Source organism: Mesorhizobium sp. DxT (assembly GCF_058448885.1).
The window spans coordinates 1-12445 of sequence record NZ_JBZFLJ010000009.1; the positions used below are offsets into that span (position 1 = coordinate 1).

The 12445-nt window shown below is 64.6% G+C and carries 13 protein-coding genes; 6 read left to right on the plus strand and 7 right to left on the minus strand.

The window, feature by feature from the left end; genetic code table 11:
- Positions 1-148: 148 nt before the first annotated feature.
- Genes bfr through ACVJNE_RS16890 form a run of 3 tightly spaced genes read right to left on the minus strand, consistent with a single transcriptional unit; the run spans position 149 to position 1242 of the window.
- Positions 149-634, minus strand: a complete 486-nt coding sequence (gene bfr / locus ACVJNE_RS16880; protein WP_173187764.1) for a bacterioferritin — start codon at positions 632-634, stop codon at positions 149-151.
- Complete coding sequence (locus tag ACVJNE_RS16885; protein ID WP_173187762.1) at positions 600-911, minus strand: (2Fe-2S)-binding protein; 312 nt, start codon at positions 909-911, stop codon at positions 600-602. Before ACVJNE_RS16885 ends, bfr begins: the two co-directional genes overlap by 35 nt.
- A gap of 49 nt (positions 912-960) precedes the next feature.
- Positions 961-1242, minus strand: a complete 282-nt coding sequence (locus ACVJNE_RS16890) for a hypothetical protein (RefSeq protein WP_499567424.1) — start codon at positions 1240-1242, stop codon at positions 961-963.
- 330 nt (positions 1243-1572) lie between these two features.
- Here ACVJNE_RS16890 and ACVJNE_RS16895 point away from each other — a divergent pair, with 330 nt between their 5' ends.
- The 4 genes from ACVJNE_RS16895 (at position 1573) to ACVJNE_RS16910 (ending at position 7276) form a co-directional block, all read left to right on the plus strand.
- A complete protein-coding gene (locus ACVJNE_RS16895) occupies positions 1573-2778 on the plus strand; it encodes an OpgC family protein (protein ID WP_499567426.1) in 1206 nt (401 codons plus the stop codon).
- A gap of 44 nt (positions 2779-2822) precedes the next feature.
- Positions 2823-5285, plus strand: a complete 2463-nt coding sequence (gene hrpB, locus ACVJNE_RS16900) for an ATP-dependent helicase HrpB (protein ID WP_499567428.1) — start codon at positions 2823-2825, stop codon at positions 5283-5285.
- Positions 5286-5325: 40 nt separating this feature from the next.
- Positions 5326-6642 (plus strand): ActS/PrrB/RegB family redox-sensitive histidine kinase, encoded by a 1317-nt coding sequence (locus ACVJNE_RS16905; protein WP_499567430.1) that lies wholly within the window; start codon positions 5326-5328, stop codon positions 6640-6642.
- A 67-nt stretch (positions 6643-6709) separates the two neighbouring features.
- Positions 6710-7276: an ActR/PrrA/RegA family redox response regulator transcription factor gene (locus ACVJNE_RS16910; protein WP_368801876.1), complete on the plus strand. Its 567-nt coding sequence runs from the start codon at positions 6710-6712 to the stop codon at positions 7274-7276.
- 272 nt (positions 7277-7548) lie between these two features.
- Here the strand turns inward: ACVJNE_RS16910 and ACVJNE_RS16915 are convergent, their stop codons facing one another.
- Entirely contained in the window at positions 7549-8490 is a 942-nt protein-coding gene (locus ACVJNE_RS16915; protein ID WP_499567432.1) for a nucleoside hydrolase, read from the minus strand.
- 119 nt (positions 8491-8609) lie between these two features.
- Between ACVJNE_RS16915 and ACVJNE_RS16920 the strand changes: the two genes are divergently transcribed.
- Positions 8610-9029: an Hsp20 family protein gene (locus ACVJNE_RS16920; RefSeq protein WP_499567434.1), complete on the plus strand. Its 420-nt coding sequence runs from the start codon at positions 8610-8612 to the stop codon at positions 9027-9029.
- 78 nt (positions 9030-9107) lie between these two features.
- A complete protein-coding gene (locus ACVJNE_RS16925) occupies positions 9108-9368 on the plus strand; it encodes a BQ00720 family protein (protein ID WP_173187752.1) in 261 nt (86 codons plus the stop codon).
- A gap of 74 nt (positions 9369-9442) precedes the next feature.
- Here ACVJNE_RS16925 and ptsN read toward each other — a convergent pair whose 3' ends face one another.
- The 3 genes from ptsN to rpoN all read right to left on the minus strand — a co-directional run bounded on the left by ptsN (position 9443) and on the right by rpoN (position 12333).
- Entirely contained in the window at positions 9443-9907 is a 465-nt protein-coding gene (gene ptsN / locus ACVJNE_RS16930) for a PTS IIA-like nitrogen regulatory protein PtsN (RefSeq protein WP_173187750.1), read from the minus strand.
- A gap of 75 nt (positions 9908-9982) precedes the next feature.
- Entirely contained in the window at positions 9983-10564 is a 582-nt protein-coding gene (hpf, locus tag ACVJNE_RS16935; RefSeq protein WP_444728205.1) for a ribosome hibernation-promoting factor, HPF/YfiA family, read from the minus strand.
- Positions 10565-10803: 239 nt separating this feature from the next.
- Positions 10804-12333 carry an RNA polymerase factor sigma-54 gene (gene rpoN / locus ACVJNE_RS16940; RefSeq protein ID WP_499567435.1) on the minus strand — a complete coding sequence of 510 codons (1530 nt, stop codon included), beginning with the start codon at positions 12331-12333 and terminating at the stop codon, positions 10804-10806.
- Between the last annotated feature and the right edge of the window lie 112 nt (positions 12334-12445).

A 12445-nucleotide genomic window follows, 5' to 3' on the forward strand; every position in this document is an offset into this window, starting at 1 on the left:
CAAGCACGTCAGGAACGGGATGCTGTCACCCGTTGAGTTCGAACGGCAGCAGGAAATGTAACCCGAGGGTGTCCACGAAACTCGGGGCTATTCACATGAAAAAGGGCTTCCGGCCGCGCCGGAAGCCCTTTTTTGTCTGTCGAAGATGTTATTCCGCTTCGTCGGCGGAGGCCGCGTTGAGCTGGCCGTATTTCTGCTCGCCGATCTGTTCGTAGAGTTCGAGCTGGGTTTCGAGGAAGTCGATGTGGCCTTCCTCGTCCTGAAGCAGTTCCTCGAACAGCTTCATGGTGACGTAGTCGCCGAGTTCCTGACAGATCTCACGCGACTTCTTGTAGGAGGTGCGGGCGTCGTATTCGCCGGCAAGGTCGGCTTCCAGCACTTCCTTGACGTTCTGGCCGATCCTGAGCGCGCCGACTTTCTGCAGGTTCGGATGTCCCTCGAGAAAGATGATGCGCTCGATGATCTTGTCGGCGTGATGCATCTCCTCGATGGATTCTTCACGCTCCTTCTTGGCGAGCTTCGCGTATCCCCAGTCCTCGAGAAGACGGTAGTGCAGCCAGTACTGGTTGACTGCTCCAAGCTCCAGGAACAAGGCTTCGTTAAGCCGCTCGATGATCCGTTTTTCGCCCTTCATGGCTGCTGCTCCCGTACTGGCCGCGCAATCCACGCACGCGGTCCAGGAATGGTACGATCTCTGTTTCACCGGCGCCGAGGCGGCGATGGTACTCTTCGGTTACCCGAATGATCGTTTCCACCACATTTGGGAAGCAGCCGCAACAGCGACCGCGCTTCTTGAGCGTATGATAGACCTTCGCAGGCACGATGAGCTGCCAGGGGTCGGCATCGAGAAGCCCGACGATGACCTGCTCGATTTCCTTCTGGGTAATCAGGTTGCAATGGCAGACCAGCATTTACCTACTCATGGCTTGACCGCCGACGAGGGCGGTCGGGCTAGATGCACTACTTCTTCACCGTCGGTACAACCGCGGCTGAATCGTACTGGATATGGGTTGCATATGCGTTGATGTCATCGACGGATGCGCGCGCCTGCCGCCTGTCGCCCGTTGCCGGCAGCAGGAAGATCGCAGCCGTGAGCAGCGCCGTGGCAAACAATGGCGATATCGATGCAAGACGCCGTTTCGCGTCGGTCGCGGGGAAGCCGCCGCGCCAGCCATAGGAGTTGTTGCGTGCCCGCACCCGCAGGCTCGCGGCGCCCTCGCGCCGTATCGGCAGAAAAACCATCCTTGCCTCCAATCGAAAGGGTTCAAGGCCCAGACATCAAAGGGTGTGCCTTCAGGCACGCCCCCTTAAACACCTATGGTGGCCGGCTTGTCAATTCAAACATGACAAAAGCACTCATAGATCAATAGGTTAGAAGAATTCTAAGGTAAGGGCTGAGGCCGCCTGCCGCCCCGCGTAACAGGCTGCCACCGAATGTGATGGGAGAAGGTGCCACCATTGCGCCGCTACTGCGTTATGGCCACAGCTTCGCCCGGTTGTGCGTCTTTCAGCGTTCGTTGAAGGGCTCATGTGATCGGTCGGGACCCGGTTCACATCTCGCGGCATGGACGTATGACTATTCCTTTTTCACAGGTACGCAGTAGCAGGGACACCAGGATCGACGTGATCCGGGCGACTGCCCTGATCACAATCTTCGTCAATCACGTTCCCGGAAACCCGTTCGAAGTGCTGACATCGAAGAATTTCGGGTTCTCCGATGCCGCAGAGGCATTCGTGCTGATTTCCGGTGTGTCGGCCGGGCTGGCCTACGGTCTGAAATTCCGCCCTGGCGCGCGGCTAGCAACCGCGCTGAAGATGTGGCGGCGCGTTGGCGTCCTTTATCTGGCGCAGCTTGGCACCACGATGGCCACGCTGGGCATATTCTCGTTCTGCGCGCTGCATTACGGCGCGCCCGAACTGCTGGAGAAGATCAATATCGGCCCGGTGATGGAAGACACCGCCGCGGCTTTGGTCGGCATCGTCACCTTCGGGCACCAACTCGGCTACAACAACATTCTGTCGATGTATGCGGGCGTGCTTCTGTTGCTGCCGGCGCTTCTGCTGATCGGCAGCCGGGCGGGCCTGCTGCACATGGTTGCAGCATCGGGCGCGTTATGGCTTGCAGCCGGCCTCTTCCGTCTCGGCCCTCCGAACTTTCCCAACGAAGGCGTCTGGTTCCTCAATCCGCTTTCGTGGCAGTTCCTGTTCGTCATCGGCCTCGCTGCAACCATGCATGTGAAGCGCGGCGGCAAGCTGCCGGTGCATCCTTGGATGATCGGTACTGCGGCCGCCTATCTCGTGCTGTCGCTCGCCTGGGTTCAGGTGCCGCTATGGGGCATCGACACGTCGATGGGGCTGCCGTCGGTGCTGACCGGCTTCGACAAGACCTACCTTTCGGCGCCCCGCCTGCTGCACGTGCTGGCGGCCGCCTACCTGATCGCGGTCCTGCCGCAGATTTCGGGTCTTGCGCGCCGGGCGGCCGACAACCCGCTCGCCGTGATGGGGCGCCACGCCCTGCCTGTGTTCGTTACCGGTACGATCCTGTCGATGGTGGCGCAGGCCTGGCGTCTGGTACACGAGCCGTCGATTGCGACCGACATCGCGATCGTGGCCGCAGGCATCGGGGCGCATTTCGCCCTTGCCTACTACATCGAATGGTATCGGGGGCTGGTGCGCGGCAGCAAGTCCGTGCCGGCTGGCCCCGAGGTCTTCGTGGGCCCGCCGCTGGGGCCTGCCCACCATTCGCTGCCGCATCGGGCGAAGCCTGAAATGGCCTGACCGGAAGGCTGGCCGTCGCGCCCGCGATCGTGCATATCGCGGGGATGACGCGCCAGCTTCCCGATCTTCCCGTAACAGCCGCTCTGCCGCGCCTGCTGGAGGCGCTGGACAGGGGCAGCAGCGCTGTTCTCGTCGCGCCGCCGGGCGCCGGCAAGACCACGCTCGCGCCGCTGGCCATGCTGGACGCCAGATGGCGGGGTGACGGGCTCATCCTGCTGCTGGAGCCGCGCCGGCTTGCGGCACGGGCCGCTGCGCGCCGCATGGCGGCCCTGCTCGGCGAGGAGCCGGGTGAAACGGTCGGCTATGCCATGCGCATGGAAAGCCGCGTTTCGGCGCGTACCTGTATCCTCGTCGTGACCGAGGGCGTGCTGGCTCGGATGATCCTCGACGATCCCGGAATGGACGGCATCGCCGCCGTCATCTTCGACGAGTTCCACGAACGTTCACTGGACGGCGATTTCGGTCTGGCGCTGGCATTGGACGTGCAGGCAGCGCTGCGGCCCGATCTGCGCCTGCTTGTGATGTCCGCCACCATCGACGGCGCCCGCGTCGGCACGCTGCTGGGCGACGCGCCTGTGGTGACCAGCGAAGGGCGGTCCTACCCGGTCGACATACGCTACCGCGACCGATCGGCCGACATGCGCATCGAGGATGCGATGGCCTCGGCCTGCCGCGACATGCTGGCGGAAGAGACAGGCAGTATGCTCGCCTTCCTGCCGGGGCAGGGGGAAATCGAGCGGACCGCGGAGCGCGTCGCAGGCCGATTGCCGGCCGACGTCGACCTCGCGCCGCTCTATGGCGGGCTGGACGGCAGGGCGCAGGACGCCGCGATCCGGCCCGCGCCGCAGGGACGGCGCAAGCTCGTGCTCGCCACTTCGATCGCCGAGACCTCCATCACCATCGACGGCGTACGCGTCGTGATCGATTCCGGCCTCTCGCGTGTGCCGAAATACGAACCGGCCACGGGCCTGACCCGGCTGGAAACGGTGCGTGCCAGCCGCGCCTCGGCAGACCAGCGTGCCGGCCGGGCCGGGCGTACGCAGCCCGGCGTCGCCTTGCGGCTGTGGCGCGCCGAGCAGACGGCGGCGCTGCCGGCCTTCACGCCGCCTGAAATTCTCGAAGCGGACCTCTCCGGCCTGCTCCTCGATTGTGCCGCCTTCGGCGTGACCGACCCGACGACGCTGTCCTTCCTCGACAAGCCGCCGGATCCCGCACTGGCCGAGGCGCGCGCGCTGCTGGTCGAACTCGGCGCGCTTGACGGCGACGGCCGGCTTACCGATGCGGGCGAAGCCATGCGGCGGCTGGCCCTGCCGGTACGCCTTGCCCACATGGTTGCGGAAGCCGGCGACCGCCGGGCCGCAAGCGAGCTGGCGGTGCTGCTCACGGAACGCGGACTGGGCGGCACCGCGGTCGATCTGGACCGGCGGCTGGCCGGCTTTCGCCGTGACAAGGGCCCGCGCGCGCAGGCGGGGAGGAAAATGGCGGAGAGGCTCAGCCGCACAGCCGCTCAGGGACGGCCGGCCGGGGCGTCATCAGCCATGACCTCCGCCGGCGCGCTTTTGCTCCTTGCCTATCCCGACAGGGTAGCGAAAGCGCGGGGCGAGTACGGTCGTTTCGTGCTCGCCAATGGCAGGGGGGCTATACTCGATCCGGCCGAGCCGCTGGCAAGGGAGGGTTTTCTGGTCGTCGCCGACCTCCAGGGCAGGGCCCAGAATGCGCGGATCGCGTCCGCGGCAGCGATCACCGAGGAAGAGGTCCGCCAGCATCTTTCGGGGCGGCTGGAGACCGCGACCGAGACGAGTTTCGATGCCGAGCGCCGCGCCCTGCGGGCGCGTGAGACGCTGCGGCTCGGCGCCATCAGGCTCGCCGAACGCCAATTGCCGGCACCCGCAGGCGCGGAGGCGGATCGCGGGCTGATAGCGGCCCTGCGCGAGCACGGCCTTGCCTTGCTCGACTGGAGCAAGGGGGCCGCAACGCTGCGTCGTCGCCTGGCGTGGCTACACAGCGGTCTTGGCGCGCCCTGGCCCGACATGTCCGACGAGGCGCTGACGCAGGCGCTGGACGACTGGCTTTTGCCGTTCCTCCCCGGCGAAGCCTCGCTGGCGCGCATCGATCCCCAGGTGGTTTCCAACGGATTGATGTCGCTCGTGCCGCACGAGCTGCAGCGCAGGATCAACGACCTCGCGCCGACGCATTTCTCGGCACCCTCCGGCAGCTCGGTACCGATCCGCTACGACGAAGACCAGCCGGTTCTCGCGATCCGGGTGCAGGAACTGTTCGGGCTCGACCGGCATCCGTCGATTGCCGGTGGCAGTATACCGCTGACGCTCGAACTGCTCTCGCCGGCACACCGGCCGATCCAGACGACGCGCGACCTGCCGGGCTTCTGGCGCGGTTCCTGGGCCGACGTGCGCGCCGATATGCGCGGTCGCTACCCAAAGCACGTCTGGCCTGAAGACCCTTTGCAGGCGGCTGCGACAAACCGGGCGAAGCCGCGCGCCAGATAGGGCTTGGCGCGGACTGCGAGGCAGCGCATAAGGAGCCACCATGCTTGCGAAACTGGGCAGACCCGACCCGCTCGAAATCCACCACCTGCGGCTCAACACGCTGATCCGCCTGCGTTGGCTGGCGATCATCGGCCAGAGCGCGGCGGTGCTGATCGTCGCCTACTGGCTGGAATTTCCGCTGCCGGTGAGCCTCTGCTTCGCGCTGATTGCGCTGTCGGCGTGGCTCAATCTGTTCCTCGCATTCCGCTATCCGGCGACGCACCGCCTGCCGCCGCGCTTCGCGCTCGGCATCCTGTTGTTCGACGCGCTGCAGCTTGCAGGCCTCCTCTACATGACCGGGGGGCTGACCAATCCCTTCTCTCTGCTGATGACGGTGCCGGTGGTAATCTCGGCGACGTCGCTGCCCGCGCGCTGGACGATGCTGCTGGGCCTTGCCGTGGTGGCGATGGCGACGCTGCTCGCCTTCTTCCATCTGCCGTTGCCGTGGTTTCCCGGTATGACGCTGACGATGCCGTTCATCTACGTGGCCGGCATGTGGATGGCGGTGGTGTCGTCGATCGCGTTCACGGCCATCTATGCCTATCGCGTCGCCGAAGAGGCGCGGCTTCTGGCCAACGCGCTTTCCGCGACCGAACTGATCCTGCAGCGCGAGCAGCATCTGTCTGCTCTGGACGGCCTGGCGGCCGCAGCCGCGCACGAGCTTGGCACGCCGCTGGCCACGATCGCGCTCGTCGCCAAGGAAATGGAACGCGCGCTGGGTTCGGATTCGCGCTTCAAGGAAGATGTCGTGCTGCTGCGCTCCCAGTCGGAACGCTGCCGCGAAATCCTCAAGCGCCTGACCAGCCTTTCGTCTGAGGACGAGGCGCATATGGCACGGCTGCCCTTCACCTCGCTGATCGAGGAGGTGATTGCGCCACATCGCGATTTCGGCATCGCGATCACCCTGGAGCCGGGCGAGCGGCAAGGGCCAGAGCCTGTCGGCCGCCGCAATCCCGGCGTGATCTACGGTCTCGGAAACCTCGTCGAGAACGCCGTCGATTTCGCCCGCGAAAGCGTAGTTCTGCGTTGGAAATGGGACGACGCGCGCGTGGAGCTGACTCTGGTGGATGATGGGCCGGGCTTTCCGCCGGAAATCATCGACCGCATCGGCGAGCCCTATATGTCCAAGCGCTCTCCGGTTGATGGCGGGCGCGGGCTGGGCCTCGGCCTGTTCATCGCCAAGACCCTGCTCGAGCGCTCCGGCGCGTCGGTGACTTTCGGCAACGCGGCTCAGCCCGGCAAGGGCGCGATCGTGCGGGTCTCGTGGCCGCGACAGGCCTTCCTGTCGACCGCGGGTAGAGCGGAACTCGCTTATTGACGCTTCGGAAGTTTGAAAACCGGGCGATATTGCCTATTAAGAGAATGAAACAGCAGGAAAACGCCCAATGAACGACGAAACAGCAATCGATGCAGCCGAAATCCTCGGTGCGGACCGCTCGCTGCTGATCGTCGAGGACGACAAGCCGTTCCTGACCCGCCTCGCGCGCGCCATGGAAGGGCGCGGCTTCGTCGTCGATACGGCCGAAAGCGTCGAGGAGGCAGTCGGCAAGGTCAAGGCGTCCGCGCCGGCCTATGCTGTGGTGGACATGCGGCTGGGCGATGGCAACGGCCTCGACGTGGTCGTCGCGATCCGCGAGAAGCGCGACGATGCGCGCACCATCATCCTCACCGGCTACGGCAACATCGCTACCGCCGTGACGGCCGTGAAGCTTGGCGCGATCGATTACCTCTCCAAGCCCGCCGACGCGGACGACGTGTTTGCCGCGCTGACGCGCACGGCGGGCGAGAAGGCCGCGCCGCCGGAAAACCCGATGTCGGCCGACCGCGTGCGCTGGGAGCATATCCAGCGCGTCTACGAGATGTGCGACCGCAACGTGTCGGAAACCGCGCGGCGGCTCAACATGCACCGCCGCACGCTCCAGCGCATCCTGGCCAAGCGCGCGCCCAGGTAGGGCGCTGCAACGGCTTCATATTGGCGGCAGCGAGGGTTGATCGGCCAATTGGCCGCAGCACCGCCGTCATCCCGGGCAACCGAGCGTAGCGAGGACAGACCCGGGACCTATTGAGCAGCGCGGCCGGGTGGCGGGCTCGCTCGGCAGCGCCAACATGCGCTATCACTTGAACCGGGCCGCGCTTCAAGATGTTCGGACCAATGGGCCCCGGCTCTGGGGTCGCTTTGCTCCCTTGGCCGGGATGACGGTGGAGAAGCTAAGGCCAACGCCCACTACAGCCGCGCGATCCTTTCCGTCAGCAGAGCGAAGAAGCCGTCGGCGTCGATGTCGCGCATGACGAGCGCGTTGCGCGGGCCGTCGGTGATGTTCCACCAGTCGACCACCGTGGCGCCCATCGTCAGTTCCGAAACGGTTTCGATCTGCACGTTGCACTGCCGGCCTGAGAAGAGCTCCGGCTTCAGCAGGTAGGCGATGACGCAGGGGTCGTGCAGCGGGCCGCCGTCGGTGCCGTATTTCTCCTCGTCGAAACGTTCGAAGAAATCGAGAAGCTGCGCGGTGGCTGTGCCGACGCGCGTGCCCATCGCGCGGAAGCGGTCGACACGGGCCTTGGTGGTCAGCGCCTTGTGGGTCACGTCGAGCGGCATCATCACTATGGGCGCGCCGGAGCGGTAGACGACATCGGCCGCCTGCGGATCGACATAGATATTGAATTCCGCCGACGGTGTGACGTTGCCCTGCTCGAAATAGCCGCCGCCCATCAGTACGATTTCGCGAATGCGCGGCACGATCGCAGGCTCGCGGATCATCGCCAGGGCGATGTTGGTCAGCGGGCCAAGCGGGCATAGCGTGACCGTGCCCTCGGGCTCGGCCATCAGCGTCTCGACGATGAAGTCGACCGCATGCTGCGTTTCCAGCTTCATCGTGGGCTCGGGCAACTCTGGCCCGTCAAGACCCGTGCGGCCATGCACATGCTCGGCGGTGACGAGTGGGCGCGTCAACGGTCGCACCGCGCCGGCGAAGACACGGGTTTCGGGCCGTCCCGCCAGTTCGCAGATCTTGCGGGCGTTCTTCTCGGTCAGCGCCAGTGGAACGTTGCCTGCCACGGCTGTGAGGCCGAGCACGTCCAGTTCGGGACTGGCCAGCGCCAGCAGGATGGCCACGGCATCGTCCTGGCCGGGATCGGTATCGATGATGATTTTACGCGCTTCCGCCACTGACAGTCCCTTCGGTCTTTGTTCTTGAACTGGAAAAGCGCGCGAACCATATCAGTGGCACGGGCGAAAATGCCATCCGGGTTTCCGCCTTTCCACGTCGCTCTTTGAGGACATGATTGATGACGCGCATGACGCCCTTTTCGAGCCCGCTGCTGCTGGGGTTCGATACGATCGAGAAGACCCTCGAACGAGTTGCCAAGAACGGCGACGGCTACCCACCCTACAATATCGAGCGCCTGCGCGGTGACACCGGTGATCGGTTGCGGATCACGCTCGCGGTCGCGGGCTTCTGCGAAGCCGACCTGGAAGTGGTGGTCGAAGACAACGAACTGACCGTACGCGGCCGCCAGGCCGACGATGCGGAACGCGAATTCCTTCACCGCGGCATCGCCGCAAGGCAGTTCCAGCGCGTGTTCGTGCTGGCCGACGGAATGAAGGTTGCCGGCGCCGAATTGAAGAACGGACTGCTGGCAATCGACCTCGACAGGCCCGAACCGGAACGACTGGTACGGAAAATAAACATTTCTGTGAAAGACTGAGTTCCGGCCGCACCGGAACCCAATGGCTCTGCTGCGGGTTGGTCAAGGAGACGCCCCGCTGAACCGTAGGAGGCTGACATGACTGTGAATGAAGAAGAAAAGACCGTGCTGACCCAGGCCGAACTGGCGCATCTGGGCGAAGGCACGGTGGCCTATCTCAAGGAAATCGACAGCGACGAGCTGCGCGGCAAGTTTCCGGGCATGCCCGAAATCGCGCCGGGAACCAAGCTGTGGGCGGTGTTCGCCGCCAACGGCCAGCCGATTCTCTTGACCGACGCGCGCGCTTCCGCGCTCGCCGGGGCGATCCAGAACGACCTGACCCCCGTCAGCATCCACTGACGCGGGCAAATCCCGAAACGGAAAAAGGCGGCCGCCTGGGGCCGCCTTCGACGGAAATTTGATCGCGGGAGCCGTCAGGCGGCGTGAGACGCCGGCGTCTGCGACAGGAAAGTGTGAATCGCGGCGGCATCCTTGGTGCCGCGAATCTTGCCGACAATGTCGCTGTCGCGCAGAACGCGCGCAATCCGCGACAGGGCCTTGAGATGGTCCGCACCGGCCCCTTCGGGCGCCAGCAGCAGGAAGACGAGATCGACCGGCTGGTCGTCGAGCGCCTCGAAATCGACCGGATTTTCCAGCCGCGCGAAAATGCCGGTGATGCGCGAGATGCCGGGCAGCTTGCCGTGGGGAATGGCAATGCCGTTGCCGACGCCGGTGGAGCCGAGCCGTTCGCGCTGCAGGATCGTGTCGAACACTTCGCGCTCAGGCAGGCCGGTGACGGATGCGGCCTTTTCGGCCAGCAATTGCAGAAGCTGCTTCTTGGAATTGGCCTTCAAGGCCGGCATTACTGCCGAAACCTCGATCAGATCGCTGAGATCCATTTCCGATTATCCTTTTGCTCTGCCTTTTAACCGCGACGCAAGCCCCCGCCTGCGGTCCGGCTGAGTTGTTGGCGGCTAGGCCCTTGCGACCACGGCTGACGAGGTGTCTATCCAGCCAATGTTCCCGTCGGGGCGGCGATAGACGACATTGACGTGCTCGTTCCCGGCGTTGCGGAATACGAAAACGGGACTGTCCTTGGTGTCGAGTTCGATGACGGCGGATGCGACCGACATGATACGCAGTGCGACCGTGGACTCCGCGACGATCGCCGGCGCGTAGTCTTCCGGCACTTCTTCGTCGTCTTCGGCAACGGGCGCCATCACACGGTAGTCGATATCGATGCCGTCAGCGACCACGCCAGACTGGTGCGACTTGAGACGGCGCTTGTAGCGGCGCAGGCGCTTCTCGATGCGCTCGGCGGCGGCATCGAACGCAAACTGCGGGTCCTGTGCCTGCCCGGTCGCCTGCAGCACCATGCCGGTGTCGAGATGGACCATGCAATCGGCGGTAAAACGCGATCCGGACTTCTCAACCGTGACGTGTCCGGCAAATCCGCCGTCGAAATACTTCCCCACAGCCTCCCCGACACGTCCCTCGATTTTCGATCGGAAAGCGTCGCCGATTTCCATGTGCTTACCAGAGATACGCAGGCTCATATGAAACTGACCTTCTCTTGTGCCGGTTCTAGAGGGCTTGGAGTTTATACCTGTGGTCGTCGCGCACAAGGTTTTTGGCGGCATTTCGGATGGTTAGGACTTCTTCCTTCAAGCGCGGAACGCCGTCCCGACGTGCTGTCGCATCGCCTCCGAAGCGGTCCGCCGTATGCGGGCGGGCTTCTAGTCACTTCGGCTCGCAATGTCAAACCGGGCAAGGTTACCTAACGAGAAGACTTGGGTCAGCCGCCCGCCGAGGCAAGGGCCCGTTTTTCGCGCCGACGCTGCACCGACGACGGAATACTCATTCCTTCCCGGTACTTGGCAACGGTGCGGCGCGCGATGTCGACGCCGCCACGCTTGAGGATATCCACAATGGCGTCGTCGGAAAGCACATCCAGCGGCTTTTCGGCGTCGATGAGCTCGCGGATGCGATCCCGGACGGCTTCTGAGGAGTGTGCGTCGCCGCCTGCCGCCGACGAAGCGATCGCCACCGAGAAGAAATAGCGCAGCTCGAACACGCCACGCGGCGTCATCATGTATTTGTTCGCCGTCACGCGGCTGACCGTTGATTCGTGCATGCCGATCGCGTCGGCGACGGTGCGCAGGTTCAGCGGCCTTAGATGCCGGATGCCGTGGAGCAGGAACGCATCCTGTTGTCGTACGATCTCGCTTGCAACCTTGAGGATCGTACGCGCGCGCTGGTCGAGGCTGCGCGTCAGCCAGTTGGCGTTCTGCAGGCACTCGGCCAGGAACTCCTTTTCGGCGTTGTTGGCTGCCTGCTTCGAAACGCTGGTGAAATAGTCCTGGTTGACGAGGACGCGTGGCAGCGTGTCGGCATTCAGCTCCACCGACCAGCTTCCGTCGCGCGCGGCGCTGACGATCACATCCGGCACGATCGTGTCCGCCGTGCCGCGTGTGAAGGCCAGGCCCGGGCGTGGGTCGAGGCTGCGAATCTCGGCCAACATATCGAGCAGATCGTCGTCCTCGACCCCGCAAAGCTTGCGTAGCTGGGCGAAATCGCGTCGCGCGAGCAGGTCGAGATGAGCGACCAGCGCCTGCATGGCCGGGTCGAAACGGTCATTTGCGCGCAATTGCAGCGCGAGGCACTCGGCAAGGTCCTGTGCAAAAAGGCCTGCAGGGTCGAACGTCTGGCAGATGGCCAGGACGCGCCCCACGGAGCCTTCGTCCGTGCCGAGCCGCTCTGCAATCTCCGCCATATCGCCGCGCATATATCCGGCTTCATCGAGGGAATCGGCGAGTTCCCGAGCAATCAGGCGGTCGGAGGGCGCCCGAAAGGCAAAGGCGATCTGCTCGCCGACATGATCGGCGAGGCTGACGCGGGCGGCAGCCATGTCCTCGATGTCGAAACCTTCGCCGCCACCCGTCGCGGACGGCGCCGACTTCCACTGTGCGGCAAGGTCCGGCGATAGCCGCTCGGCAGTGCCCGGATCGTCTGGAAAGACGTTTTCCATCGACGTGTCGAGCCGTTCCGACATCGCGGCGGCGTTCGCATCGTCAGCATCGAACATGCGGTCGAGCTCGGAGCCGTCGGAGGCCCCTTCGGCCCGCCGGTCTTGCTCATCGTCGCGCCGCGGGTCGTCGTCGCGCTGCTCCGTGCGTTCCAGCAGCGGATTCTTCTCGATCTCGTCCTCGATGAAACGTTCCAGCTCGATATGGGTAAGCTGCAGCAGCTTGATCGACTGCATGAGCTGCGGGGTCATCACCAGCGACTGCGACTGACGCAACTGCAGTTTGGCGCTGAGTGCCATGGCGACCGCTACCTACCCCTTACCCCGAACCTGCATTGACCGCGCGGCGTCTGTCGCCCACAGGCCATTTCGGGCCGAATGAAACTGGCCCGTCTTTTGCCTGTCAAGCGCA